The 26,274-nt window shown below is 62.3% G+C and carries 19 protein-coding genes; 4 read left to right on the forward strand and 15 right to left on the reverse strand.

What is annotated here, in order from left to right:
• Window positions 1–74: 74 nt before the first annotated feature.
• The 5 genes from EAO39_RS15605 to EAO39_RS15625 all read right to left on the reverse strand — a co-directional run bounded on the left by EAO39_RS15605 (window position 75) and on the right by EAO39_RS15625 (window position 6,293).
• Entirely contained in the window at window positions 75–1,847 is a 1,773-nt protein-coding gene (locus EAO39_RS15605) for a hypothetical protein (protein ID WP_120969034.1), read from the reverse strand.
• Window positions 1,844–2,323 (reverse strand): hypothetical protein, encoded by a 480-nt coding sequence (locus tag EAO39_RS15610; protein WP_120971180.1) that lies wholly within the window; start codon window positions 2,321–2,323, stop codon window positions 1,844–1,846. The genes EAO39_RS15605 and EAO39_RS15610 overlap by 4 nt, the downstream gene beginning before the upstream one ends.
• Window positions 2,324–2,386: 63 nt before the next feature.
• Window positions 2,387–3,382 carry an LD-carboxypeptidase gene (locus EAO39_RS15615; protein ID WP_120971182.1) on the reverse strand — a complete coding sequence of 332 codons (996 nt, stop codon included), beginning with the start codon at window positions 3,380–3,382 and terminating at the stop codon, window positions 2,387–2,389.
• Between the two features lie 292 nt (window positions 3,383–3,674).
• On the reverse strand, window positions 3,675–5,063 hold the full coding sequence (gene tadA / locus EAO39_RS15620; protein WP_120969037.1) for a tRNA adenosine(34) deaminase TadA: 1,389 nt from the start codon (window positions 5,061–5,063) through the stop codon (window positions 3,675–3,677).
• A 48-nt stretch (window positions 5,064–5,111) separates the two neighbouring features.
• Complete coding sequence (locus EAO39_RS15625; RefSeq protein WP_120969040.1) at window positions 5,112–6,293, reverse strand: branched-chain amino acid ABC transporter substrate-binding protein; 1,182 nt, start codon at window positions 6,291–6,293, stop codon at window positions 5,112–5,114.
• A 577-nt stretch (window positions 6,294–6,870) separates the two neighbouring features.
• Here EAO39_RS15625 and EAO39_RS15635 point away from each other — a divergent pair.
• Window positions 6,871–8,889: a U32 family peptidase gene (locus tag EAO39_RS15635; RefSeq protein WP_120969046.1), complete on the forward strand. Its 2,019-nt coding sequence runs from the start codon at window positions 6,871–6,873 to the stop codon at window positions 8,887–8,889.
• A gap of 277 nt (window positions 8,890–9,166) precedes the next feature.
• On the opposite strand, the gene EAO39_RS15640 is transcribed toward EAO39_RS15635, so the two are convergent.
• From EAO39_RS15640 to EAO39_RS15650, 3 genes are all read right to left on the reverse strand, one after another.
• Entirely contained in the window at window positions 9,167–10,099 is a 933-nt protein-coding gene (locus EAO39_RS15640) for an alpha/beta hydrolase (RefSeq protein WP_120969049.1), read from the reverse strand.
• Window positions 10,100–10,166: 67 nt separating this feature from the next.
• A complete protein-coding gene (locus tag EAO39_RS15645; RefSeq protein WP_120969052.1) occupies window positions 10,167–11,630 on the reverse strand; it encodes an NAD(P)/FAD-dependent oxidoreductase in 1,464 nt (487 codons plus the stop codon).
• A gap of 9 nt (window positions 11,631–11,639) precedes the next feature.
• Window positions 11,640–12,392 (reverse strand): SDR family oxidoreductase, encoded by a 753-nt coding sequence (locus EAO39_RS15650; RefSeq protein WP_120969055.1) that lies wholly within the window; start codon window positions 12,390–12,392, stop codon window positions 11,640–11,642.
• A gap of 309 nt (window positions 12,393–12,701) precedes the next feature.
• Between EAO39_RS15650 and EAO39_RS15655 the strand changes: the two genes are divergently transcribed.
• Together EAO39_RS15655 and EAO39_RS15660 are read left to right on the forward strand one after the other, a co-directional pair.
• The gene (locus tag EAO39_RS15655) at window positions 12,702–13,511 is read left to right on the forward strand and encodes an SDR family NAD(P)-dependent oxidoreductase (RefSeq protein WP_120971184.1); all 810 of its coding nucleotides are present in this window, start codon (window positions 12,702–12,704) and stop codon (window positions 13,509–13,511) included.
• Between the two features lie 495 nt (window positions 13,512–14,006).
• A complete protein-coding gene (locus tag EAO39_RS15660) occupies window positions 14,007–14,684 on the forward strand; it encodes a 3'-5' exonuclease (RefSeq protein ID WP_120969058.1) in 678 nt (225 codons plus the stop codon).
• A 57-nt stretch (window positions 14,685–14,741) separates the two neighbouring features.
• Here the strand turns inward: EAO39_RS15660 and EAO39_RS15665 are convergent, their stop codons facing one another.
• Window positions 14,742–15,941, reverse strand: coding sequence for a GGDEF domain-containing protein (locus EAO39_RS15665; protein ID WP_240467032.1), 1,200 nt, complete (start codon window positions 15,939–15,941; stop codon window positions 14,742–14,744).
• Window positions 15,942–16,220: 279 nt separating this feature from the next.
• Here EAO39_RS15665 and EAO39_RS15670 point away from each other — a divergent pair, with 279 nt between their 5' ends.
• Window positions 16,221–17,498: an aminotransferase class V-fold PLP-dependent enzyme gene (locus tag EAO39_RS15670; RefSeq protein WP_120969061.1), complete on the forward strand. Its 1,278-nt coding sequence runs from the start codon at window positions 16,221–16,223 to the stop codon at window positions 17,496–17,498.
• A 45-nt stretch (window positions 17,499–17,543) separates the two neighbouring features.
• On the opposite strand, the gene egtB is transcribed toward EAO39_RS15670, so the two are convergent.
• The 6 genes from egtB to EAO39_RS15700 all read right to left on the reverse strand — a co-directional run bounded on the left by egtB (window position 17,544) and on the right by EAO39_RS15700 (window position 26,148).
• Window positions 17,544–18,908: an ergothioneine biosynthesis protein EgtB gene (gene egtB / locus EAO39_RS15675; RefSeq protein ID WP_120969064.1), complete on the reverse strand. Its 1,365-nt coding sequence runs from the start codon at window positions 18,906–18,908 to the stop codon at window positions 17,544–17,546.
• Window positions 18,895–19,773 carry an L-histidine N(alpha)-methyltransferase gene (gene egtD, locus EAO39_RS15680; protein ID WP_240467110.1) on the reverse strand — a complete coding sequence of 293 codons (879 nt, stop codon included), beginning with the start codon at window positions 19,771–19,773 and terminating at the stop codon, window positions 18,895–18,897. Before egtD ends, egtB begins: the two co-directional genes overlap by 14 nt.
• 637 nt (window positions 19,774–20,410) lie before the next feature.
• Window positions 20,411–21,010 (reverse strand): OmpW family outer membrane protein, encoded by a 600-nt coding sequence (locus EAO39_RS15685; RefSeq protein WP_120969069.1) that lies wholly within the window; start codon window positions 21,008–21,010, stop codon window positions 20,411–20,413.
• Window positions 21,011–21,220: 210 nt separating this feature from the next.
• Entirely contained in the window at window positions 21,221–22,234 is a 1,014-nt protein-coding gene (locus tag EAO39_RS15690; RefSeq protein WP_120971188.1) for a DUF808 domain-containing protein, read from the reverse strand.
• A gap of 135 nt (window positions 22,235–22,369) precedes the next feature.
• Entirely contained in the window at window positions 22,370–23,560 is a 1,191-nt protein-coding gene (locus tag EAO39_RS15695) for a VWA domain-containing protein (RefSeq protein ID WP_120971189.1), read from the reverse strand.
• A gap of 32 nt (window positions 23,561–23,592) precedes the next feature.
• Window positions 23,593–26,148: a DUF5682 family protein gene (locus EAO39_RS15700; RefSeq protein ID WP_120969072.1), complete on the reverse strand. Its 2,556-nt coding sequence runs from the start codon at window positions 26,146–26,148 to the stop codon at window positions 23,593–23,595.
• Window positions 26,149–26,274: the final 126 nt, after the last annotated feature.

Raw genomic sequence — 26,274 nt, forward strand, 5'->3', positions numbered from 1 at the left:
CCCGCGATTATGGTGCAACCAGAAGATTTGGCCGCACTGGTTTTGGCAGCGCTGGTGCGCCGGTCGGCCATGCCTTATTCGCAGCCCAGCGCCTGGCTCATGCTGTCCAGCTGCGCGCCCAGAGCGGCCTGCAGATCTGCACGCATGGCGTCGCGCGTGAGCAGCTCCTCGGCATACAGCGCCGCCCAGTCCACGCCCACGCCGATCACGGCACCGGCCAGCGCGCCCACCACAGCCCCGGCCACCGTGCCCACGCCGGGCACGACCGAGCCCAGCGCCGCACCGGCCGCGGCAGCTCCGGCCTTGCCAATGCCCTGCTTGGCCGCCGCCTTGGCCAGAACCTTGCTGGCCGCCTTCATGGAGGTTTTGGCCATGGCCTTGGCCGCTACCACCGCCGCCAGGGCTCCGGCTCCCGTGCCGGCCACGGCACTGGCAGCCAGCCGCTGGCGTGCCTCGCCCAGCAAATCCAGCGCCGGTAGCTGGGGCACTTGCACCCGCACAATGCATTGGCTGGCATCCAGCGCCAGATGGTGGCGAGCCAGGGTTTCGTTGATGCGCTGCTGCCCCTCTTGCAGCGCTGCGCCGCTGCGTGCGCCCTGCTGCTGCACGGCTTGCATCCAGGCGTCCAGCCCCTTGGCCTGGCCCAGGGTGGAAGTCAGCTTGTCCTGCAGGAACACGCCCACATCGCCCGTCAACAGGCTGAAAATGCGCCCCCACTCGGCTCCCAGGCTGAAGTACCAGTCCAGATAGCGTTCAATGGCGGCGTCCATCTCCTTGCGCACCTCGCCCGCGCCGGTGCACAACGCCTGGCCCAGCTGTGCCTGCTTGATTTGCCCCAAGGCCTGCAGCGCCTGCTGGCGTGTGGCCTCCAGCGTGCCCAGACGGTAGAGCTGCTGACCTATGCGTTCGCACTCGGGCAGGCGCTGCAGGGCCAGCGGGCTTTCATGGGTGCGCAGCAAGCCATCGACGCTGGCGCCGGTCTGCACCAGAAGGCCGGCCAGCAACACACCCACCAGGCCCAGCAACACCGCCGTGCCGCGCCTGTCTTGTGCCGGCGGTCTGGCCTGAAGCCAGATGGCACGCCCGCCTGCCGCCCCTTGCAGGGCGCAGCCCAGACACAGCAGCACGCCCACGGGGCCGAACAGCGCCAGCAGCAGCAAACGCAAGGCCGGCAGCTGGGGCAGTTCTGTCACTGCGCCGCCAGCCACTTGCAGTGCCAGCAAGCTATCCAGCCCCCAGCGGACCCAGCCCGACGGCGCCTGACGGATGCTGGCAATGGCCGCATCCAGCGCCTGGGCGCTCATGCCCGTGGCCAGAGCCCGGCCATAGTCCACGCTGCGCGCCATGCTCCACAGCCACAGTCCGCCCTGCACGGCCACCAGCAGCCAGCGGGCCAGACGCTGGCACCAGGCCCAGGTAAAAGCAGGCTGTGAAAATTCGGAATCCAGACGGGTTTGCAGCCAGCCGAACAGCAGGCCATGCAGCAGGGGCGCGGCGGCCAACAGTGCCCATTCCCAGGGCGCAAGAAACCAGGCTTGCAGCAAGCTGCTGCCGCTGAGCAGCAGCGCCAGCACCAAGGCTTTGATGGCAGGCCACCAGCCCCCTGACAAGCACCGACGAATGCGGCCTTGCGGCGCAAACTGGTGGTGTAGCACGCGCTTGCGCAGCATGAAGGCCAGCCACAGCCCCCAGGCGGGCAGTGCCCCCAGCGTCGCCACGGCCAGCAACCAGGCCCAGGGCGGCAAAAACACCAGCCAGTGGCTGGCGCCCCCGAGCAGGGCCAGCCACAACCAGCCCAGCATGGCCGCCGTCATGCCCTGTCTGGCCATGGCGGGCAGGCGCCTCATGGACCCTCGGTTAAAGCCGCTCCCGCCGAATCGCCCTTGCCTGCGCTGCCACGCGCAGCGGCGGCAATGCCTCTGGACACGCGGGCGTTGTAGACGCTCAGGCGGCTCAAGCCCAGTTGCTCGGCCACTCGGGCATCCGACGCCGTGCCCAGCAAGGCCACGGCCGCTGCGTCCCACTCAAATGCGGCATGACTGCTGCCGCTGACGGGTGCAATGCCCAGCTCGCCGCGCTTGGCCACCACACTGGCCTTGCTGATGCCCAGCTGGCCGGCCACCTGCGCATCGGAGTGCCGGCCCAGCAGGGCCAGCGCCTCATCCGTCCATTGGAAATGCCCGAAGGCAGGAACACCCAGTGCGTTGCGCTTGAGGTTGACGGTCTTGGCCGAGGTGCCCCAGCGCTGGGCCAGCACGGCATCTTTTTCCTGGCCCAGCTGAGCCAGCATCTCATCGGTCCATTGCAACGCCGCTTTGCCCATTTCCAACCTCTATAAATAAAACATGCGCCCAGCCCATATGAAGAATGCGCCAGGCGCTATGAATCAGTGAGTATGACCCCAGTAAATCAGAGCCTCGCGGCCTTCAACCGACAGCGATACCTGCGCGCCCACGGGCAGCAGCACCTTGGTGGGCACATGGCCAAACGGCAGGCCTTGCAGCACCGGGCGTTTGACTTGCATGCGCAGCCAGTCGATCACGGTCTGCAGCTTGAAGCCCTTGTCATGCGCGCCCAGCTTGAATTCAGTGAACTGGCCGAAGACAATGGCTTTTTGCTTGGCCAGCACGCCGGCCAGCAGCAGTTGGGTGAGCATGCGCTCGATTTTGTAGGGATGCTCGCCCACGTCTTCGATGAACAGGATGCCGCCTTCAATCTGCGGCATATACGGCGTGCCCAGCAGGGACACCAGCACCGCCAGATTGCCGCCCCACAGCGTGGCAACGCCGGGCACATAGAAATCCTTGAGCTGGGGCTTGCCATTGGGCAGCTCGCCCAGCTTGGGCATTTGCCAGCCTGCGCCCTCGCCCTGGCCGCTGAGCAGATCGGCAAAGCAGTCGAGCATGATGTCGTCCACTTCACCGCCATGCTTGGTGTCCACGCCGAAGTCGGCGTTCAGCGCCGGGCCGGCCCAGGTGGTCGCTCCCGTCTGGGCCAGCATGGCCAGCTGAAAAGCGGTGAAATCACTCAGGCCCACAAACTGCGTGCCCTTGGCAATCGCCTTGGCCACGGTCTTGTATTTGATGCCCGGCAAGATGCGCGTGAGGCCGTAGCCGCCGCGCGAGATCAGCGCCACATCGGCACCGCTGGCGGCCGCGCGGTGAATGGCGGCCAGACGGGTTTCATCATCGCCGGCAAAACGCAGATGGCTGCTCAGCGCATCGGCATCCACTTCCACTTCATGGCCAAGGGCCTCAAGGCGCTTGATGCCGCGCTTGAAAGCAGCCTTGTCGCGCACCGCTCCCGAAGGTGAGTAAATATAAATGTGCCTGGGGCCGTGGCTGTGATCATGGCCGCAGCAGCTGCCGTCAGCGGCATGCACATGGTCTGCATGATCGTGATGGTGGTGATCATGGCTATGTCCATGGTCGGCAGGCTTGCCGTGATCATGGTTGCAGCCTTCCGTGCCGCAGTCATGCCCGGCAAGATGTTCGTGATCGTGCTGCGCTGCAAGAACTGCCTTGCCTGGGGTCTTGCTAGAAGCTTTGCTCGACAATTTACGCGTGGTGGCCAAAACCTGTTCATGCAGGCTATGGCCTGCATGCTCCGAAAAAAGGGGGTGAACTGTGCTGCTCGGCGCACAACGCCGGCCGAGCGAAGATCGTATTTACGAACTAAAGCGCAAAGTATTCCACAGCCGCTCGCGCCATGTCCGCTGACAGCCAAGGAACCAGCGGCCTCTGCCGGGTTAGTTTCCAGGCGCTTGCATGGCCGTCCAAAGCCGGCAATGCCTGCATCCAGGCCGCTTGCCAGTCCTGAGCCGACACCTGCTGCTCCGTTGCAGGAGCTTGCAGCCACAGCTTATTGCGCTGCGCCCACTGCTGCAGCAATGCGGCCGGCAGCGGCGGCATTTCGGTCTGCACGCGAGACCAGGCCTTGAGCGCAGCCCTGTGGCCGGCATCCGGAAAAGGTGTATTCCATGCCATATCCTTTGCCGCCAGGCCTTCCACCTCCTGCATGGCCTGCGCCACATCCCAGGAGGGTTTGCGCGCGGCCTGTTCAAACCATTGCTGGCGCTTGGCAGGCTGTGCGGCCCCAGGCCAGACATCGGCCAGCCAGGCACCCACAAAGTTTTGCGGCCTGCGCTCGGCCAGCGCCAGACCCAGGCGGCCGCCATCGCCCTGGCCCAACAGCACCAGATGGCGCAAATCCATGGCCGCCAGCAGCTGCTCCAGCTGCTGGACATAGCCCTCGGCCGTGATGGCCTTGTCTTTCTTAGGCTGATCGCTGCGGCCAAAGCCCGGCAGATCGGGCACGACCACACGGTGGCCTTGGGCGGTCAGCGCAGGCAGCACGTGGCGAAACACATAAGCCCAGGCCGGACTGCCATGCAGGCAAAGCCAGGTCAGCGGCGCATCTGCCGGACCTTCATCCACCACGGCCAGGCGCAGGCCGTCCAGCGCCGGCAAATCGCTGCGCCATTGCGGCTGCCAGGGCCAGTCGGCCAGACCGGCAACAGCTTCAAAAGCGCTATCGGGGTTGCGCAAGGCCACGTCCTTGAGCGGATGCGGCTGCAGCGCCTTGTTCTGGGCCTTGTTCTGTGCGCGCCGCTGCTGGAAAAAGTCGGCCATCAGCGCCGCGCATTCCTCGGCCAGAACACCGCGCAGCACCTGGGTCTGGTGGTTGATCTGCGCATAGCCGAACACGTTGAGCACCGAACCTGCGGCCCCCGTCTTGGGCTCGGCCGCGCCATAGACCACGCGATCCACCCGCGCATGCAACATGGCGCCGCTGCACATGGTGCAAGGCTCCAGCGTGACATACAGGGTGCAGCCTTCCAGGCGGTAATTGCCCATCGCCTGCGCCGCCTCGCGCAAGGCCATGACCTCGGCATGTGCCGTGGGGTCCTGGCTGGCCAGAGGACTGTTGCGGCCACGGCCTATGACGCGTCCCTGATGCACGACCACGGCCCCCACCGGCACCTCGCCCGCCAAGGCGGCCTCGCGCGCCTGCTGCAAGGCCTCGCGCATAAAGTGTTCGTGCGTTGAACTATCAAAAACCATAGCTATCAGCGCTTATCTATATTGGGTAACAGCGTTGCTTCGTTCAAATTACTTGCCCGCTGGACGCAGTTGCTGGCGCTCGCCGCTGGCATAGCTGTAGATGGTGACCTGCGGCTCCTCCAGCTCGCCTTGCGAGGTGAAGCTGATGGTGGAGGTCACGCCCTGGTGATGGGTCTGGCGCAGCTGGGGCAAATAGGCTTCGGGCTGGCTGGAATCGGCACGCAACATGGCCTGGGCCAGCACCATGGTGGCGTCATAGGCATAAGGGCTGAAAACCTGGAACTGGCCGGGGAAGCGCTTGTCATAGCTTTGCTTCCAGGCCGTGCCGCCCGGCATGCTGGCCAAGGAGCTGCCGCCCACCACGCAGGTCACGTTTTTCAGTGCCGCCACCTTGCCTGCCATGGTGGGCAGGCGCTCGCTGCACTGGGCATCGCCGCCCAGAAACTTCAGATCGTTCATGGCCAGCTGCGACATCTGGCGCAAGAGGGGCCCGGCCTGGGCATCCACGCCGCCAAAGAAGATGGCATCGGGCTTTTTGCCCTTGATGGCCGTGAGAATCGGGGCGAACTCCGTGGCCTTGTCGCTGGTGTACTGCTTGTCCACGATCTGCACGTCGCGCTCGCGCGCTGCTGCTTCGAACAGTTTGACTATGCCCTGGCCATAGGCCGTGCGGTCGTCAATGATGGCCACGCGCTTGATGCCCTGGCGCTTGACAGCGTCGTCGAGCAAGGCGTTGACCATGGCCTCATCGCTGGCGATCACGCGAAAAGTATCGTCATAGCCGGCATCGGTGATGGCCGGATTCGTCGCTGCCGGCGTGATGTTGGGAATGCCGCACTCGTTATAGATCCTGGCCGCAGGCAAGGTGGTGCCCGACTGCAGATGGCCGACCACGGCTGCCACTTTCTTGTCGCAAAACAGGCGCGCCAGCGAGGCAGCCTGACCGGGGTCGCCGCCATCATCGCCAGCTTCCAGCTTCCACTGCACGGCCCGGCCGCCGATCTGCAGATTTTTGGCGTTCAGCTCTTCTATGGCCATGCGCACGCCGTTCTCCTCGTCCTTGCCCAGGGGAGCAATCGGGCCGGAAACCGGGCCGCCATGGGCGATGCGCACCACCAGCGGCTTGCCTTGCTCGCTGCTCCCGGCCGTGGCGCAAGCGCAGGCCAGGGCGGCGGCAGAGCCCAGAAATGCGTAACGAAAGGCAATGGAGCGGGGAACTGCACAACGCATGAAGATTCCTTTAATTAATCGATGGGCCGCCGGCGCAGGAAACATGCCGTGCACCGGGGCTGAAAAAGACGCCGCGCCGCAGCGCGATAAAGAAAATTGCCCGAGTATCTCGCCCAGGAACAGGGCAGGCAATCAGAAGATGAAGACAGAGGCGCAAATGCTGGCATGCGCTCTGAACTAAGAACGTGTTTGCGCTCTCTACGCAGCCGCGTTGAGGCGCAATCGGGATGAGTTCGAAGCGGTGTGGAGCAGCTTGCACCGGGGTGCAAGCAAGCCGCAGCGCGAAGAAATCGCCCGATTTCGCCTCAACCCTTCGGGCCAATGCCTTTGCGGGCGGCTTGCGGCGTTGCGGTCACTTGCAAGGCAACAGCCTTGCTGCGCACCCGCGCCTAGCATTCCATCCCGCAAAGACACTGGCGCGGCGCCGAGGAGATCGTAAACACGTTCTAAGCATTGTGGACCAATTGTCTATGTCAATATGTACAGCTGCGGCAAGCCCGTAAGCGATGGCTTACCCCAGGCGCCAGAAATCCCGCCACAGGCAGCAATTGCAAGGGGCGGCGATAATCCTGCCCCTATGTCTCTCCTGCCCCACCAGCTCGAACTCCTGTCCCCGGCCCGCGATGCCGATATCGGCATTGAAGCCATCAACCATGGAGCGGACGCCGTCTACATCGGCGGCCCGGCCTTTGGTGCGCGCGCCACGGCGGGCAACGACATCCGCGATCTGGAGCGGCTGATCAAGCATGCCCATCGCTTTGGCAGCCGTATCTTCATCACGCTCAACACCATCTTGCGCGACGATGAACTTGAAGGCGCACGCCAGATGGCCTGGCAAATCTACAACGCCGGAGCAGACGCGCTGATCGTCCAGGACATGGGTCTGCTGGAGCTGGACCTGCCGCCGATTCAGCTGCATGCCTCCACCCAAACCGACATCCGCACGCCCGAAAAAGCGCGCTTTCTGCAGGATGCTGGTCTGTCGCAAATCGTGGTGGCCCGCGAGCTGGATCTGCAGCAGATCGCCGCCATACGTGCCGCCACCGACCCGGCCCGCACCACGATTGAATTTTTCGTGCACGGCGCGCTGTGCGTGGCCTACTCCGGCCAGTGCTACATCACCCACGCCCATACCGGCCGCAGCGCCAACCGCGGCGACTGCAACCAGGCCTGCCGTCTGCCTTACGAGGTGACGGATGCCAGCGGCCGCATCATTGCCCATGAAAAGCATGTGCTGTCCATGAAGGACAACAACCAGAGCGACAATCTGCGCGCCCTGATCGATGCCGGCGTGCGCAGCTTCAAGATCGAGGGCCGCTACAAGGACATGGGCTATGTGAAGAACATCACCGCTCATTACCGCAAACTGCTCGATGAAATCATCGAAGAGCGCGAATTCTCCGAGCAGCCGCTGGCGCGCTCCTCCTCGGGTACCACCAGCTTCAGCTTCGAGCCCGATCCCGACCAGAACTTCAACCGCGAGTTCACCGACTATTTTGTCAACGGCCGCAAAGACGATATCGGCGCCTTCGACACGCCCAAGACTCCCGGCCGCTCTATTGGCTGGGTCACGCAAGTGGGCGACAAATGGTTCGAGATCGAAGCCAGCGACAAGGCCACCGAGCTGCACAACGGCGACGGCCTGTGCTACTACGATCTGCAAAAAGAACTGGTGGGCGTGCACATCAACCGCGTCGAATGCATGCATGCCAAGAAAGGCATCTGGCGCCTGTTCCCCAAGAACGAAATTGCCGAGTTCAAGGACTTGCGCAAAGGCCTGGAAATCAACCGCAACCGCGACATGGACTGGGTGCGTATGCTGGAGAAGAAATCCAGCGAACGCCGCATCGGCCTGTGGGCCGAGTTCAAGGAAGCCGTGAATGGCACGACGCAGGGCTTTGCGCTGACGCTGACCGATGAAGACGGTTTTACCGCCACCGCGTCCATCGAGCACGAGCATCAGAGCGCCACCGACGCTGCCAAGGCCGAAGCCACGCTGCGCGAGCAGCTGGGCCGCTTCGGTGCCAGCATCTTCTCGGTCAACGACATCAGCCTGCAGCTGTCCCAACCCTGGTTTGTGCCGGCCTCGGCCCTGAACCAGCTGCGCCGCGATGCACTGGCCGCGCTGGAAGCCGCCCGCGCCAATGGCTTTATCCGCCTGCCGCGCGCCAAGCCTGTGGAGCCGCCTGCACCCTTCCCCGAAGACACGCTGACTTACCTGTCCAATGTCTTCAACCAGAAGGCCCACGACTTCTACGTCAAGCACGGCGTGAAGGTGATCGACGCGGCCTACGAGAGCAAGGAAGAAGAAGGCGAAGTCTCGCTGATGATCACCAAGCACTGCGTGCGCTTTTCCATGAGCCTGTGCCCCAAGCAGGCCAAGGGCGTGATCGGCGTCAAGGGCACGATCAAGGCCGAGCCGCTGCAGCTGATCAACGGCAAGGAAAAGCTCACCCTGCGCTTTGACTGCAAGCCCTGCGAAATGCATGTGGTGGGCAAGATGAAGAAATCGGTGATGAACCAGCATGCCAAGGAAATGCAGGAGCACCCCATGCAGTTCTTCCGCACCCGACCTGCTCCCAACGCCAAGCCGTAATCCAGGCCAGCCAGTAGAAAAAAAGCCCGCGCATCGATTTCGATGAGCGGGCTTTTTGCTGACAGGGAGAACAGAACTTACCCTGGTGCTAACCCTTGGATTTTGCGTAGCAATGGAATCGATTATTTTTTAAGCATTCCGTGGAAAGCACCATCTGGCGCGGGTTTCGAGACTTTCAAGCGAGCTTTTCCACAAGAGCGTCCACATGAAGCGGGGATAAGAATTTAGGCCTCCACGCCTCTTCAGCTGTATGAAGCAACAGTTGAAGATTTCCATCTCACGCCGTGCTGGCTGTCTGAGCCGATGGCAGGGCAGCGCAGGCTTGCTCCAGCAGCTGGGCGATATGCGGCAGCATGGTGCTGAAGTTGGCAAAACCGTGCAGCATGCCTTGGGCGCGCATCAGCGAAACCGCTACGCCCGCATCCTGCAAACGCTGGGCAAAAGCCTCGCCGTCATCGCGCAACACATCCAGCTCCGCCGTCACCATCACCGCCGGCGGCAGGCCGCTGAGGTCGGCGTATTGCATCACGGAGGCCAGCGGGTGCATGGGCGTTCGGGGATGGTAGTGGCGCCACATCATGGCCATGTCATCGCGGCTGAGCATGGGCATCTGACCGAACTGGGCATAGGACGCGGTTTGCATGCGTGCATCGCAGACCGGATACAGCAACAGCTGCTGCGCTATGCCGCCCCATTTGTCTTCCTTGGCATGCAAGCAGGTGGCAATGGCCAGATTGCCGCCGGCGCTGTCGCCCGCCACCGTCAGTTGCCCGGCATCGCAGCTCAGCTCGGCGGCATGCGCGGCCACCCAGCGCGTGGCGGCATAGGCGTCATCCAGAGCGGCAGGAAACACATGCTCGGGCGCCAGGCGATAGTCCACCGAAACTACATTCATGCCGGTGATCTGCGCCAGATGGCGGCACAGATTGTCGTGGGTGTACAGCGTGCCCACACACCAGCCGCCGCCATGAAAAAATACCATCACCGGCGCTGCTGCATGGTCGCTGGCGCGGTACAGGCGGGCAGCCATGCTGCGCTGCCCTGCAGCAATCCGCAGCTCGCGCACCTCATGCAAAGGAATATCGGCGGGAGCAAAGCCCATGTGATCCAGCACCTGGCGAATCTCGGTCACCGCCATGGTGGTGAAGTTCAGCGGCGGCGCGTCCTTGAAAGCCTCAAGTGCTGCCGCCAGCTCCGGGTGAATTTGCATGATTCGTCCTTGTCCGTTGAAAGTGAAGCCGCAGGCCTGTGGCCCGTGGGTCTTGAAAGCGTGGAAGTTATGCGGCGACGTTTTCCAGCGCGTGCACGGTGTAGTCCTGCCATTGCGGCGTCTGCATTTCCTGCCTGAAGCGCGACTGCGACCAGGGCCAGGTATTTGGTACGCCGTTCTTGTCCAGATACCAGCTGTTGCAGCCCGAACCGAAGACCGAGGTTTTGGCAGCCGACAGCCGCTCTGCGTCATAGCGGGCCAGAGCCTGGGCCTTGGCCGAAAGCCCGGCAATCCCTTGCTGTTGCACCCGCTCGATGAGCTGCCAGATATAGCCCCATTGCATCTCCGAGGTATCGATCAGCGAGAAATTTCCCACGGGCGACGTCGGCCCGTTCATGAAATAGAAGTTGGGAAAATCCGGCACCGAAATCGACTTGTATGCCGTGGGCACATCGCTCCAGGCCTGCTCCAGCGTCTTGCCATACAAGCCTGTCACCTGCATGGGACGCACATAGCGGTCGGTTTTGAATCCCGTGGCCAGCACGATCACATCCATTTCGTGCAGCGCTCCATCGCTGGTGCGAATGCCGTTTTTCTCGACCTGGGATATGCCCTCGCTGATCAGCTGGGCGTCGGGATGTTGAATGGCCCGGTAGTAATCGGGCGAGTAGATGAGGCGTTTGCAGCCCGCGCGGTAATTGGGCTGCAGCTTCTGGCGCAGCGCCGGGTCGGTGACGGTGTTGTCCAGATTGGACTGGCACAGGATCTGGATCTCCTGAATCTGCTCGGAGTCCGGGTCCAGCACGCCCTCGGTAAAGCGCTCCACATTGGCCAGATAGGTCGGTTCGCGCTGCAGATAGACAAGCAAATCACGGTTGCTGCGAAATTCGGCCCGTTGCTCTTCGCTGAACAGCGGATTCTCGACCGGGAAAATCCATTGCGGTGTGCGCTGAAAATGCCGGACCTTGCTGCGCGCGGCCAGGGCCGACACGATTTGCACGCCCGTGGAGCCATTGCCGACAACGGCTACCCGCTTGCCGTCCAGCGGCACGGAGTGATCAAATCGCGCACTGTGAATGGTCTGCCCTTCAAACTCTTGCAGCCCCTTGATCTGGGGGTAGTTGGGGTGGTGCAGCACGCCGGTGGCGGCCACCACGCTGACTCCCTCATAGCATTTGCCCTGCTGATCCGTGAGCTGCCAGGCCTCGCCCAGCCATTGGGCGCTGCTGATCTCGCTGTTGAAGCGCACAGATTCGGCCAGGCCGTATTTTTCAAATACCGCTTCAAAATACTGCTGAATCTCGGCACCGGGTGGCAATACCCGCGACCATTCAGGATTGGGCTCAAATGAATAGGTATAGGCATGCGATGGCACATCGCAAGTCAAACCCGGATAAGTGTTATCTCTCCAGGTTCCACCCAGGGTTTCTGCCTTTTCCAGAATAATGAATTTCTTTCCGGCATTTTTCAGATGAATACCGGCCAGTATTCCCGACATGCCGCAACCAATAACAATGACATCGTACTTCATATAAAACCTTTAGGCCATTTCAATAACTTTGGCTGCAGAAAATCCGCCATCCACGGGCAAATTAATACCGGTCACAAAAGAGGACAAATCCGACAATAAAAAGGCCGCCGCATGGGCCACCTCTTGTGCCAGACCCACGCGGCCCAGCAAATGCTGTTTGACGAAGGCCGCCAGTGCAGGGCTTTGATCCAGCATGGCCGTCATCGGCGTGTGAATCAGACCGGGGCTGATGGCATTGACGCGCACGCCGCTGCGGCTCAGATCCGCGGCTAGGCTGCGCACCATCTGGATTACCGCCCCCTTGGAGGTGCAATAGGCCAGATTGCCGGCATTGCCCAGCATGCCGTTGATGCTGGCAAGCGCCACGATGGAGCCCTGCTTGCGCCGGCACATATGGGGCGCCACGGCTTTTGCCGAATACATGCTGCCCGTGAGATTGACTTGCAGCACCTGATCCCAGTCTTGCAGCGTCATCTCCTGCACATCGCCCACCCGTGAAACACCGGCCGAAGTGAGCAGACCATCAATCCGGCCATGACGCGCCACCAGATCGTCCACCAGCGCCTCGGTGGCTTTCCAGTCCGTGACATCCAGCGCCCTGAACTCGCAACCCTCGGGCAGCTTCTGCGCCGGTTGCAAGTCGGCGCAAACCACGATGGCGCCGTTGGCCGCAGCGACTGCCGCGCTGGCCAATCCGATCCCCGACGTACCGCCGGTGACCAGCACGACCTTGTCTTTCAACCCACCCATCAACTGATTCATTCTCACCTCAACAGATATTCAAATCGCCGCCTATTGACCGGGTGCCCATTCTTCTCATTCTGGCGATTCAAACCACTATGAATTTTCCTCTTTACAAAACCGCAAGCTGTTTACAGTCTCCGGCATAAACCCTTATAAAAATCGACCGTACTGTGGACCTACTCAAAATATGTCAATACGGGGTTTGTATTTAATCCATTCAGACACACTGTAAATACCGGATAAAACTGTCAAGCGTATTTTTATGCTTGATATTGCAGACTCAAGGCGGTTCAAATCAATTCCATGAATCACACAAAGGAAAGCAATATGACAGTGGCAGTCATCACAGGCGCAGCCAGCGGCATAGGGGCCGGTCTGGCCAGGCTGGCAGCGGCAAAAGGCATGCAGGTGGTGCTGGCCGATCGCGACCTCGCCGGTCTGGAACAAGTGGCACAAGCCATCAAGGCCTGCGGTGGAACGGCTTTGGCCGTCCCTACCGACGTGACCGAGCAGGCATCGCTCAACGCCTTGGCCGAGCACGCCTATACCGCTTTCGGTCAGGTGGATTTGCTGTTCAACAATGCGGGCGTGCTGTCCACCGGCAATTGCTGGGAGATCAGCGAGGCCCAATGGCAGCAGTCCTGGCAGGTCAATGTGAACGGCATCGTCAATGGGCTGCGCGCTTTTGTACCCCGGCTGCTGAAGGCTGATCGCCCCGCACGCATCATCAACACGGCGTCGGTGGGCGGCTTTATGCCCAGCCCCTATATGGCGCCCTACACGGCCACCAAGTTCGCCGTCGTGGCGCTGACCGAAAGCCTGGCCAGCGAACTGGCGGCCGTCAATCCGCAGATCAAGGTGTCCTTGCTGGCCCCCGGCCCGGTCAAGACGGCCATCTTCCGCGAAACACCGACGCAGGCGTCCACACAGTTTCACGGCATGATGACCAGCTTGCTGGAGCAAAACGGACTGAGCAGCGACGAATTCGCCCAGCGCGTGTTTGCCGCCATAGCGCGCGGCGACTACTGGATCGTGCCCCAGCCGGAAATGTTGGACCCGCTGCTGCAGACACGCAGCAAGATGATCGAATCGCGCTCCGACCCCGTGTTTGCCTGGGCGCCCGAAGCCGCGCATTGAGCCCCGAGCACATGAGGGCCTCAAGGCCGCTGGATTTTCAACTACCGGCACTGCCGGCTTTTTGCTCTGCGCCCCATGATTGACTCAATTTGAGGCACAGACCGCAAAGCCAGCACTGGCGCCGCTTTCCGGACTTACCCCATGACTTGCCCACAGGCCCATCCACATTGCATGGGGATAAGAACGGGTTTGCAATCTCTACGCAGCCGCGTTGAGGCGCAATCGGGATGAGTTTGAAGCGATGTGGAGCAGCTTGCACCGAGGTGCAAGCCAGCCGCAGCGCGAAGAAATCGCCCGATTTCGCCTCAACCCTTCAGGCCAGTGCCTTTGCGGGCGCCCGGCTAGGGGCGCCCTGCGGTGTTGCCTCGCCGGCCGCGCGAATCCCATCCCGCAAAGGTACTGGCGCGGCGCCGAGGAGATCGTAAACACGTTCTAAGGCCTGCCGGCGGCAGCTGCAGCGTGTACGCTTGCGCTCTGCATCCATTACGCCTTGCCATGCCCAGACTCCAAGCCCCCAGCAAAGAAGCCAGCGCCCTGCTGCCGCCTTACCCCGCCCTGCCCGATCAGGCCATCTTCACTCCGCAGACCGAGCAGCAGTTCGAGCAAGCGCGCCAAGCCTTGCTGGCCGCCAGCGTGCTGGGTTTTGATACCGAGAGCAAGCCGCTGTTCAGCGTGAACCAGACGGACACCGGCCCGCACCTGGTGCAATTGGCCACGCCTCAGGCGGCCTGGCTTTTGCAGCTGCACCATCCGCAGGCCATGGCATTGGCACGCGAAGTGCTGGCCAGCACGACGATCTGCAAGGTGGGCTTTGGCCTGGATAACGACAAGCATGCCCTGCCGCGCAAGCTGGGCGTGGAGCTGGCGCATATCGTGGATCTGGACCGCCGCTTCAAGCAACATGGCTACGGCTCCTCGATTGGCGTGCGGGCAGCGGTGGCCCTGGTGCTGGGGCAGTACTTTCGAAAGTCCAAGAAAACCACCACCTCCAACTGGGCGGCGCGCGAGCTCAGTGATGCGCAACGCCGCTATGCCGCCAACGACGCCCATGCGCCGGCCTTGCTGTATGCCGCCTTGCCCGCCTGGGAAGCAACTCAGCCCCAGCCTGCCCCGCGCAAAAAGCCCAGGCCGCAAGCTGAAAAAACGGCTTCCAGCGGCAGAATTCTCACTTAAAACAGGTCAATCCCGTTTATTTACAAGCGTCAGAAGCTATTTATTTAATAGCATTCATCAGATTCTGATTTCCTCGTCCTGCGACTGCAAACGCATGTCCTGCACATGAATGCAGTCGCGCCCGGCCTGCTTGGCGCCATAAAGCAAGAGATCCGCGCGGTGCAATGCATTCGCCAAATCCGGCAAGTCCAGCACTTCGGTGATGCCAAAGCTCACCGTCACCCGCATCCGGGCATCGGGCACGGCAATCGGATTGGCGTGCAGATCGGAGCGGATGCGCTGCACGATGGTCTGCGCTTCCTGCAGGTTGACGCAGGCCAGCAGCAAAACGAACTCCTCGCCGCCAAACCGTGCGACCAGATCGCCTTCACGCACCTGCGTGACCAGCACATGCGCTATGTTCTGCAGGACCCGGTCACCGCAGGCATGACCCCAGCTGTCATTGACGCGCTTGAAGTGATCTATGTCGCCCACCACCACCGCCCAGGGCGCAGACAAGCGGTCTGCCATCAGCACCTGGGCCGACTCCATGAAAGCGCGGCGATTGAGCAGCGCCGTCAGCGAATCCCGGTTGCGCTCCTCGCGCAGCGTGACAAGCATGTCGCGCACCGAGCAGGCCAACAGCACCAGCGAGAACCACATGCTGAACAGCAGCGCGCCAGCCAGTGTGATCAACCAGTAGCCCGAGCGCGTCAGTGTCTCTATATCCTGGCGCGAGGCAATCACCAGCACCACCAGCGCCCTGAGCAAGGCATAGACGGCAAAGGCCACATAAGTCCAGCGCAACATGGATTCGAGCCGGTCGCGCGCGGGCACGGCGCACAGCACGCTGCGTAGCGTCAGCAGCTGCATCAAACCCAGGCTGATGCAAAGCAGCTGCACACGCATCCACAGTTGCTCATCAATGCGCGAGTAGTAGTAGAGACTGACCAGACAGAACAGGCCCACCGAGGCACCTACCCACCAGGGCTGAGGCATTCCCGTGGTGCGCAGCGTCATGCCCTGGGCGATGCCCCAGGCTCCACCCAGATACAGCACGCCGGTATGCAAGGCCCACTGGGCCAGTTGCGCATTGTTCATCAGACTCTGCAAGGCCACGGCCGTGGCGGGCAAGACATAGCCTGCCGCCATCCACAGCAGATATTGCGCCTTGCCCTGGCGCCGCTGCAGCCACCAGCAGGCGAACAACACCATGCCCAACAAGAAGACGCAGGCCGGTGCGAGCAACGCAAAATAAGGATCGGCAGGCAGATTCACAAAAGATGAGGTCTGAGGATGGACCGGAATAGGGCAAGGAGCAAGCAGCAGCAAAAGCGTTGCTGAGTGTATCTTTCCATAAGATGGCAGCGAAATGTCGGGGCTCGACCAGGGACGGGCTCCATGGAAGACGCCTGCATCGTCTCGGCATGCGAGCAGGCTGGGTCTGCGCATAAGCACATAGCCAATACGTGGTTGAGCATTGCAGAACCGCCTTCCATAATGGCTGCGGCCTGGGCCTGCCCAGTTCTGTCAGTCATCACAGGAAAGAGCATCTGCATGCGTATCGAGACATTGGCGGTTCACGCCGGCTACTCCCCCGACCCCACCACCAAGGCCGTGGCCGTGCCCATCTACCAGACGGTGGCCTATGCCTTTGACAGCGCCCAGCATGGCGCCGACCTGTTCGATCTGAAGGTGCCCGGCAACATCTACACCCGCATCATGAATCCCACAACCGACGTGCTGGAAAAGCGCGTGGCAGCACTGGAAGGCGGTATCGCCGGGCTGGCCGTGGCCTCGGGCATGGCGGCGATCACGGCGGCCATCCAGACCCTGGCCGAAGCCGGTGACAACATCGTGTCTGCCAGCACGCTCTACGGCGGCACCTACAACCTGTTTGCCCATACCTTTCCGCAGCAAGGCATAGAAGTGCGCTTTGCCGATCCGCGCGATCCGGCCAGCTTTGGCAAATTGATCGATGCCAAGACCAAGGCCGTGTTCATCGAGTCCATCGGCAACCCGCTGGGCAATGTGACCGATATCCGCGCCCTGGCCGACGTGGCCCACCAGCATGGCGTACCGCTGATCGTGGACAACACCGTGCCCTCGCCCTATTTGCTGCGCCCCATCGAGTATGGCGCCGACATCGTCGTGCATTCGCTGACCAAATACCTGGGCGGTCACGGCACCAGCGTGGGCGGGGCGATTGTGGACAGCGGCAAGTTCCCGTGGGCCGAGCACAAAGCCCGCTTCAAGCGTCTGAACGAGCCTGATGTCAGCTATCACGGCGTGGTCTACACCGAGGCTCTGGGCCCGGCCGCCTTCATAGGCCGCGCCCGCGTGGTGCCGCTGCGCAATATGGGCGCTGCCATCTCGCCGCAAAACGCGTTCCAGATCCTGCAAGGCATAGAAACTCTGGCCTTGCGCATGGACCGCATCTGCGAGAACACGCAAAAGATTGCCGAGACGCTGCAAAACCACCCCAAGGTTCAATGGGTGCGCTATGCCGGTCTCAAGGATCATCCCGATCACGCCATCGTGCAAAAGCAGTCCGGCGGCCGTGCCTCGGGAATTTTGTCGTTCAGCCTCAAGGGCGATGAAGGCCGCGCCGCTGGTGCGCGCTTCCTCGATGCGCTGCAACTGTTCCCCCGTCTGGTGAATATTGGCGATGCCAAGTCGCTGGCCACCCACCCCGCCTCCACCACCCACCGCCAGCTCGACGCCGCCGAACTGGCCAAGGCCGGCGTGACCGAGGGCATGGTGCGCCTGTCCGTGGGCATAGAGCACATCGACGACTTGCTGGCCGATCTGCACCAGGCGCTGGAACAGGTCTGAACACGGCCTGCTTCAGGGCATGACGGCTGCGCCGGCGCAAGACGTTCAAGCGTCGCGCGCCAGACGCAGCCCGCTCATCTGCCAGCGGGCAGTCGCCGGAAAAAAGTTGCGGTAGCTCAGGCGTGAATGGCCAGTGGGCGTCAGGCAAGAGCTGCCGCGCAGCACATACTGGTTGACCATAAATTTGCCGTTGTACTCACCTACCGCCCCTTCGGCGACGCGAAAGCCCGGATAGGCGGCATAAGACGATTGCGTCCACTCCCAGACCTGGCCGGTTGCCGGTGCGGCATCGCCGGCCATGGGCTGCGGGTGCAGGTGCAAGTTCGGCTGGGTGCGATGCGCATCGCTTGCCCCGGCTTGCCAGCCATGCTCGGCATGCGCGGCCATGGCCACCTCCCACTCCATCTCCGTGGGCAAACGCGCGCCGGCCCAGCGGGCATAGGCATCGGCTTCGTAGTAGGAAAGATGGCAGACCGGTCGCTGCCCATGCAGCGCAAGCGCACCGTAAAGGCTGAACTCCTGCCAGTCCTCCAGGCGGCTGCCGCCCTGTGGTGCACGCCAGTACCAGGGGTGGCTCAGCTGCTGGGCCTGGCACCAGTCCCAGCCCTCGGCCAGCCACCACTGGGGCTGGCTATAGCCGCCGTCCAGTACAAAGCGCAAAAACTCACCATTGCTGACCGGCCGCAAGGCAATCTGCGCTGCCTGCACATAAACGCCATGGCGGGGGCTTTCATTGTCAAAAGCAAAACCCTTTCCCGAGTGACCAATGCTGTAGAGGCCCTCTGCCACCGATTGCCAGGCAGTTTCGGCAATGCCGGCAATCGTCAGTTCAACCTTCTGCGGCTCTTCCATATAGGCAGGCCATAAGGGATGGCAGGACAGCAGATGTTTGAGATCGGTGAGCAGCAGCTCCTGATGCTGCTGCTCATGCTGCAAGCCCAAATTAATCAGCTGCGCCACCGTCTGCTGCAGCGCCACAGGCTTGGCTTCCATGGTGCGGAGTAGCGCCAGCATCCGCCCATCCACCTGCGTGCGGTAAGCCATGACCTGCGCCAAAGGCGGCCGCGTCAGCAAACCACGCTGGGCCCTTGGATGGCGCGCCCCCACCTGCTGGTAGTAGGAGTTGAACAGCATGCGAAAACTGGCATCAAAAGGCCGGTGATCCGGCTCGTGGAGCGCAAGCACAAAGGTTTCGAAAAACCAGCTGCTGTGCGCCAGATGCCATTTGGCCGGGCTGGCATCGGGCATGGATTGCACGCAGGCATCTTCGGCCGACAGTGGTGCTGCCAGGCTTTGCGTGGTTGCGCGCACCGCCGCAAACTGCGCCGTCAGCGCAGACCAGTCGATGGGAGCGGCATGCGCGGCGACCGCAGAAGGCAGCTCTTGATACACGGCTTCAAGCCTGGGCATGAATGACGGCAAACCACTGCTGCTCATCGGTCCAGACCTGACTGCGGCCAAAGCCGGCACTGGCCAGCATGGAGAGAAATTCAGGCAAGGGATATTTGTAGCTGTTTTCCGTATGAATGCTCTCGCCTTGCGCAAAGCAGCGCAGGCCCTGTGGCCAGCGCACCATGACGGGATGGCGGGCGCGCAAATGCATTTCAATGCGGGAATGCTGCACATCGAAGCGCGCCTCATGCACCCAGTCCGTTGCCCTGAAATCGCTGCCCAGCAAGCTGTTCACATGGCTGAGTACATTGAGATTGAACTCGGCTGTAACGCCCTGCGCATCGTCGTAGGCAGCTATCAAAACAGGAAGTGATTTGGGCAGATCTATGCCTATCAGCAGTCCGCCATCGCCGTTCAAAAGCGAGCGCATATGCTGCAGCATATGCAGGGCCTGCAAGGTATCAAAGTTGCCTATGGATGAGCCGGGATAGAACAACTCGCGCCGGGCCAGCGGTACATCGGGCGGCAGTTGCCAATCGGCGGTGAAATCGGCGGCCACGGCGCTTGCCTTCAGCTGCGGAAAATCCTGGCCCAGGCGCGCCACCGCCGCCTGCAGAAAATCCCCAGCAATGTCCACGCCCACAAACTGCTGCGGCGCCAGACTGCGGCACAGACGCCGAACTTTTTCGCAGTTGCCCGCGCCCATCTCGATCAACACCTGACAGCCGCTCATGGCCTGCGCCATGGCGCTCTCATACCGGGCCATGATCGCGGCCTCGGTACGCGTGGGGTAATACTCGGGCAGCTGCGTGATCTGCTCAAACAAGGCGCAGCCGCGTGCGTCGTACAGAAATTTGGGTGAGATCTGCGCCTGCTGCTGCATCAGGCCTTGCGCCAGCTCATGGCGCAGCAGGCATGACGCATCGTCCTGATGTCCGGCGCCGTTGGCGGCGACAACTGGCGGCGAGGAAGACGCCAGAGGCAGGGGAATACGCCCGGCACGGGAAAAAAACTCTATGGATGTTGCCTGCCTATCCGATACCAAACGTGATGCCAAACGCATGCTGCCTCTCCTGATGAGTTGATCGCACAAGGCGGCTGTCTGCCAAACCTGGGCCATCACTGCCAAGCCATGATTGCGACCCCGGCACCAAGCCCAAGCCAGCAAAGCACCAGCCTATCGCCGCCAGCGCTGGACAGAAGTAGGACTGAGCCCAGCGATATTTTTCACATCATGAGATATCGGACGTTTGAATGAAGCCGGCATTTGTTGCTAGCCATCTCCAGAGCAAAAAAAATCGGTAGCCGCCAAAGCGGATACCGATCAAATACATACACCCAAGCCAGAGAAATGGCTGCCGCGCAAACAGCAGCCACCCCTTTAGAACGTATTGACGATTTCTACGCAGCCGCGTTGAGGAGATCGTCAACACGTTCTTACACCGCAACCACTTGCGGTGCGTGTTTCAAGGCAGAAAACGCTTCACCTCATCTGCCCTGAAAAACACGGTTTGCCGCTATCAGAAGCGATAGCCCACGCCCACGCCCACCAGCCATGGATCGACCTTGAACTTACCGATTCCGCCGCTGACCTGGGTGTCGATATACACCTTCTTGACGTCGAAGTTCAGCGACCAGTTCTTGTCCAGAGCGTAGTCAAAGCCCAGTTGCAACGCACCGCCAAAGCTGTTTTTCTTGACGCTCAGGGCACCGTCCAGAATGTCCACGTTCGAGAAGCGCGTGTAGTTGATACCGGCACCCACATAAGGCTTGAAAGCGCCGAAGTTGGTGAAGTGGTATTGGGCCAGCAAGGTGGGCGGCAGATGCTTGAGCGAACCGATCTTGCCGCCGTTGAGGCGCACATCATGCTTTTGCGGATAGGTCAGAACCAGCTCGGCAGCGATATTGGGCGTGAAGAAGTAGGACACATCCAGTTCGGGCATCCACTTGTTGTTGATGCTCACGCCCGCAGCACCGGCGGCACCGCCGTTGTCGCTGTCCAGATTCACTGCACGCATACGCACCAGCCAGGGGCTGCTGCCGTCAAAGGATTGGGCAAAAGCAGTACCGGCAGTCAGGGCGCTGGCAGCGGCAGCAATCGCGATCAGAGTCTTTTTCATTGGCTTTTTTCCTTGAAGAAAATCCGGGGAGCGCTGTGCTCCTTCCTTGACATTGATTGAAACAAAGCCCTGCACACTCGGGTTTGTCCCAGGTCAATCCAGCCGGGCTCGCCGCAAAGAAAAAAGCGGGCGTTGCCCTTTGGCTACGCCCGCTTTAGCTGCTGATACAACGCAAAGCGCTGCCAATACTTCGGTGTTAGATATACATTTTTAATGCCCGGTCTTGGCCGGGCGCAGCTTGTGCCAGAGCTCCACGCACACCACTACGGCCGCGCCGATGACGGCGCCCACCAGCACATGCACCAGCACCGCGCCCAGTGCGGCGGCAATTCCGCCCACGGGAGCGATCACGGCCTGCACCCAATGCTCTATCGGTGCCATGCCATGCACCAGCAAGCTGCCGCCCACCATGAACATGGCCGCCGTGCCCACAACGGACAGCCCGCGCATCAACCAGGGAGTGAACGCAATCGTGCCGCGGCCAATCGCTTGCAGGGCCGCGCTTTTCTTGGCCATCAGCCAGCCGCCCACATCATCCATGCGCACAATGCCGGCCACCAGGCCGTAGACAAACACGGTGATGGCCAGCGCCACGGCCACCAGCACGGTGAACTGTTCCCACAGCGGCTTGCTCGCCACCGTGCCCAGGGCAATGGCCATGATTTCGGCCGACAAGATGAAGTCGGTGCGCACCGCACCTGCGATTTTTTCTTTTTCGTACTGCGCCGGGTCCAACTGCTTTTCATGCGCAGCCCGCACCGAAGACGGCGCCACGCCGATCTGCGCCGCCTCGACAGATTCGGCCACTACCTGCTTGGCACCATGCTGTTGCCGTTTGCGAAACAGCTCCAGAATTTTTTCCACGCCTTCAAAGCACAGAAAAGCACCGCCGACCATCAGCAGCGGGATGATCAACCAGGGCGCAAAAGCGCTGATCAGCATGGCCGCCGGCACCAGATAGGCCTTGTTCTTGAGCGAGCCCTTGGCCACCGCCCAGACCACGGGCAGCTCCCGGTTGGCGCTCACGCCCGTGACCTTCTCGGCATTGAGCGCCAGATCGTCGCCCAGCACGCCGGCGGTTTTTTGCATGGCAACCTTGGTCTGGGCCGCCACATCATCCAGGATGGCCGTGCTCTTGCCGGCGGCCGTCTTGGTCATCAAGGCCACGTCGTCGAGCAAGGCTGCAATGTCGTCGAGCAGCATTAAAAGGCCAGCAACTGCCATGCACATTTCTCCGGAGTTGAATCAGCAGCCATCATGAAGGCAAGCCCGGCCCGCAGCTGTTGGATTTTGGGGAAGGTCTTGCACGGCCCCCGCGCTTTGGGCCTGGCACGACCTCGACTGCAACTTGGAAGGTGACTATTTGCTGGTCTTGAAGCCCTGGGTCGCCGCCCAGGCCGCCACATCGTCGCGGCGAATGGCGGCCGCCATCAGTTGGGGAAACGCATCGGGCGTGCAGGCAAACGAAGGCACGCCCAGGGCGGCCAGCTTGGCGGCCAGTTCGGCGTCATAGGCCGGAGCACCCTCGTCGCTCAGCGCCAGCAAGGTGATGAACTGCACGCCGGACTCGACCAGCTCGTTGGCACGGCGCAGCAGGCCAGATTCGACGCCGCCCTCGTACAGGTCCGAGATCAGCACCAGAATGCTGTTGCGCGGCTCGCTGATCAGGCTCTGGCAATAGCCGACGGCGCCGTTGATATCGGTGCCGCCGCCCAGTTGCACGCCAAACAGCACATCGACCGGATCGTCAAGCTTGTCGGTCAGATCCACCACCGCCGTATCGAACACCACCAGCTTGGTGGCCACGGCCGGCAAGCTGGCCATCACCGCACCAAAAATGCTGGAATACACCACCGAGTTGGCCATGGAGCCGCTTTGGTCTATGCACAAAATCACTTCGCGCTGTGGGCGTCTGGCCTTGCGGCCGTAGCCAATCAAAGTCTCGGGGACTATGGTCTGGTACTCAGGCTGCCAGTGGCGCAGATTGGCACGTATGGTGCGATTCCAGTCAATCTCGGCATGGCGCGGGCGGCGGTTGCGCTGGCTGCGGTCCAGCGCCCCGCTGACGGCGCTGCGCATGGGTTCCTCCAGCTTTTTCATCAGCTCATCGACCACCTTGCGCACCACCAGACGGGCCGTGGCCTTGGTGTTTTGCGGGATCACCGAGCCCAGCGAGATCAGATCGGCCACCAGATGCACATCGGGCTGCACGTTCTCCAGCATCTCGGGCTGCAGCAGCAGCTCGCGCAGATTCAGGCGCTCCATGGCATCGCGCTGCATGACCTGCACCACCTGGCTGGGAAAGTACTTGCGGATATCGCCCAGCCAGCGCGACACCGAGGGCGAGGAATTGCCGCGTCCGCCCTTGCGCGACGAGAGCTTGCTGTCTTCCTCATACAGTGCGGCCAGCGCCTGATCCATTTCCTGCAGGCGGCCGCCAACGCCACCGCAGCTGGCATCAGCCGGGCTGCCCAGCACCATGCGCCAGCGTTGCAAGCGGGTGGTGGGCTCCAGCGACTCCTGCGCCGGCTCTTCGTCTTCTTGCGGCATGGCAGCCAAAGCATTGCTTGTTTGATTCATGGTCAGGCCCTGGCAGCAAAAACATCAAAATCAGGAGCATCTTGCGCTGCGTCCACAAGCGCCTGCGGCAGATTCAGCCCCAGCAATTGGCCCAACACGGGCAGAGCCAGCAAGGCACGCTGCTCATCCCAGGGCGGCGGCTCACCGGCCGCCCCCGCAGGCCGCAGCGCCACCACGGCCGCGCCACCGCCTACGGGCGTGCGCTTGGCCTTGTCACCCAGGCTTTGGCGGTCGTGCTTGCTGAAGTTGGCAAAGCTGCGGCGCACCAGGGGCAGGATTTGCGCAAACTGCAGCTCGCCCAGATCGCTGAGCCAGGCATCGATAGCGCCCCAGATGGCTTCGTCGTGCAGCAGCACCAGGGCCTGCTGGTTGAGGAAACCGTCCAGCCAGGCCGCCACATCCATGGGAGCAGCACCCAGCGAAAGATTGCGGTTGAACTGCTGCACCACCTCGGCACTTTCCAGCAAATGCTCGTCCAGCAGCAAGCGGCAGGCCATACCGCGCAGCAAGGCAGCGGCCGCATCGCCCATGGCCAGGCTTTTGAGGGCAGCACGCCAGGCCTGGCGCGTCTCGTCGGCATCGGCCCCGCCTTCACCACCGCGCAGGCGCAGCGCATCGTGGGCGGCCAGCACCTTGGTCTTCATGGCTGCGGCGGCATCCTCGTCCATGGCCATGCAGGCCACAGGCAGGCCGATGGCCGCGCGCAGTACCAGCGAATCAATCACCGTGGCCAGCAGCGCGGTATCAGTCTGGCGCACGCTGCCGTAGCGGTACACATTGGCCAGCGGTGGCAAGGCCTGCAGCAGCTGGGCCACATCGTCGGTGGTCGCCGCGCGCTCAGCCAGGGTTTCAATCAGGGCCTGCACCAAGACCGGTAAATTGGCCAGCAGCGCATCGTCGATGGCCTGGGCAATTTCGGGCAAATCCGTCTCGGGCGTGAGGCTGGCGCGCAGCTTGGTCGTGGCGGCCTGGGCCACGGTGGCTCCGTGCACGCTGGCTTCGATGATGCGCACCGCCAGCTCGGGCTCCCACTGCAGTTGCCAGCTTTCGCGGAAGGTGCCGCGGTTGCGCTGCGCATCCTGGCTGGGCACGCCCCAGTCAATGCCCAGCAGGCGCAGCCGGTGCAGAAAGTGGCTGCGTGCCAGATCAATGTCCTTGCGCAAATCCAGGGCCAGCAATTTGCTGGCCGCCTCGGGCTTCATGCGCAAGGATTTTTGCTGCTGCTCGATATCGCGCTGCAGCGGCACCTGGGGCACATCGGCGGGCACGCTGCCCAGCACGTCGCCCACGATCAGCTCACGCTCAATCAGCCTGAGCGGCGCGCTCTCGCCCATGCAGATGACGGTGGCAATGGCTTCGTTGAGTTCCACCAGCCCCGGCGTGGGCTGACCACGCAAGGCGGCCAGCCCCTCGGCCAGGCGCGTGGCCTCAATGATGTGGGCGCTGGAGCAATCGAGATCCTTGGAACGCAGCAGATGCGCCACGCGCGTCAGCCAGCCCGCCGTGCGCAGCGTGGCGGCCGACACTATGGTTTTAGTAGCTTGCTGCGCAATACCATCCTGGGCTGGTGCCTGATTTTTCTCAAAACACTGCCAGAGATGCTCATACCAGCCCGGCGAGGTGACGCCCGCACCATAGCCGCTGCTGCTGGCCAGATTGCGATAGGTCCACGGCGCCCAGGTGGCTTGCACCTTGGCCTTGGGCAAGCCCTTGAGCACAGCCGCATCGGCCTTGGCCGTGACGTTTTGCTGCAGCGCCGGCACATGCCAGGCCCCGCAGACCACGGCAATACGCTGGTAGCCGGCCTTGAGCGCTTCGCGCATGCACTGGCGCATCCAGGCTTCGCGCAGCGCTTCCCGCCGGGCGTAGTCTTCGCCGCGCCAATGCTGCTCGTCCTTGTCGACTTCAGCACGAACGGCCGTCATGGCTTCGTTGATGCCCTCGAACAGCGCCTCGCTGTCGCCGCGCTCCTCCACCATGCGGTTCCACCAGCTTTCGCCATCTTCAAAGCCGGCGGCCAGCGCCAGCCAGTCCAGCGGATCGCCGGGCATGGGGTTGGCCGGTTCCTGCGCTGGCTCAGCTTCTGGCGCATCATCGACCACGGCAATGGCATCGCCGGCCGCAGCTTCCGCCTCCTCTGCGGCTTCTGGTTCTTCCAAAGCTTCAGGCGCACCGTCCTCCTGCTCTGCCAGGGCCTGCTTCAAAGCCGCGCGCCGCGACGCCTCCAAGGCCATGGCATGGGTCTGGGGCAGGTCAAAAAACCGCACCGGCACCTGGTTGCGCCCCGCCCACTGCAGCGCCTGCCACTCGGGCGAAAACTCGGCAAACGGATAGAAAGCCGCATGGCTGGGCTCGTCCTGCATATAGACCAGCATGGCCACGGGCGGCCGCAGATCGGGGCTTTGCAGCATGGGCAGCAGGGCTTCGCCCTCGGGCGGGCCCTCGACCAGAATGCAGTCGGGCTGCAAAGCGCCCAGCGCCTGCAGCAAGCTGCGCGCGCAGCCCGGCCCGTGGTGGCGTATGCCAAAAAAATGAATCGAATCAGCGGAAGTGGCCATGGGCTAGGTCAATCAGAAATTCTTGGTGAACGGCTGCGTTCCAGGCGGTTGGCACAGCCCAGCGAATCAAAGATTCGCGTTTGAGACGAGGCGTCTTTGTCGAAGACAGTAGCAGCGCTACGGCGA

It is taken from the genome of Comamonas sp. lk, assembly GCF_900564145.1.
GTDB lineage: Bacteria > Pseudomonadota > Gammaproteobacteria > Burkholderiales > Burkholderiaceae_C > Comamonas.

Excerpts from the sequence above, each read along its gene's own strand:
- EAO39_RS15605 (WP_120969034.1), bottom strand. The coding sequence starts at position 1,847 with ATGAGGCGCCTGCCCGCCATGGCCAGACAGGGCATGACGGCGGCCATG.
- EAO39_RS15610 (WP_120971180.1), bottom strand. The coding sequence starts at position 2,323 with ATGGGCAAAGCGGCGTTGCAATGGACCGATGAGATGCTGGCTCAGCTG.
- tadA (WP_120969037.1), bottom strand. The coding sequence starts at position 5,063 with ATGGTTTTTGATAGTTCAACGCACGAACACTTTATGCGCGAGGCCTTG.
- EAO39_RS15625 (WP_120969040.1), bottom strand. The coding sequence starts at position 6,293 with ATGCGTTGTGCAGTTCCCCGCTCCATTGCCTTTCGTTACGCATTTCTG.
- EAO39_RS15635 (WP_120969046.1), top strand. The coding sequence starts at position 6,871 with ATGTCTCTCCTGCCCCACCAGCTCGAACTCCTGTCCCCGGCCCGCGAT.
- EAO39_RS15640 (WP_120969049.1), bottom strand. The coding sequence starts at position 10,099 with ATGCAAATTCACCCGGAGCTGGCGGCAGCACTTGAGGCTTTCAAGGAC.
- EAO39_RS15645 (WP_120969052.1), bottom strand. The coding sequence starts at position 11,630 with ATGAAGTACGATGTCATTGTTATTGGTTGCGGCATGTCGGGAATACTG.
- EAO39_RS15650 (WP_120969055.1), bottom strand. The coding sequence starts at position 12,392 with ATGAATCAGTTGATGGGTGGGTTGAAAGACAAGGTCGTGCTGGTCACC.
- EAO39_RS15655 (WP_120971184.1), top strand. The coding sequence starts at position 12,702 with ATGACAGTGGCAGTCATCACAGGCGCAGCCAGCGGCATAGGGGCCGGT.
- EAO39_RS15660 (WP_120969058.1), top strand. The coding sequence starts at position 14,007 with ATGCCCAGACTCCAAGCCCCCAGCAAAGAAGCCAGCGCCCTGCTGCCG.
- EAO39_RS15670 (WP_120969061.1), top strand. The coding sequence starts at position 16,221 with ATGCGTATCGAGACATTGGCGGTTCACGCCGGCTACTCCCCCGACCCC.
- egtB (WP_120969064.1), bottom strand. The coding sequence starts at position 18,908 with ATGCCCAGGCTTGAAGCCGTGTATCAAGAGCTGCCTTCTGCGGTCGCC.
- egtD (WP_240467110.1), bottom strand. The coding sequence starts at position 19,773 with ATGCAGCAGCAGGCGCAGATCTCACCCAAATTTCTGTACGACGCACGC.
- EAO39_RS15685 (WP_120969069.1), bottom strand. The coding sequence starts at position 21,010 with ATGAAAAAGACTCTGATCGCGATTGCTGCCGCTGCCAGCGCCCTGACT.
- EAO39_RS15690 (WP_120971188.1), bottom strand. The coding sequence starts at position 22,234 with ATGGCAGTTGCTGGCCTTTTAATGCTGCTCGACGACATTGCAGCCTTG.
- EAO39_RS15695 (WP_120971189.1), bottom strand. The coding sequence starts at position 23,560 with ATGCCGCAAGAAGACGAAGAGCCGGCGCAGGAGTCGCTGGAGCCCACC.
- EAO39_RS15700 (WP_120969072.1), bottom strand. The coding sequence starts at position 26,148 with ATGGCCACTTCCGCTGATTCGATTCATTTTTTTGGCATACGCCACCAC.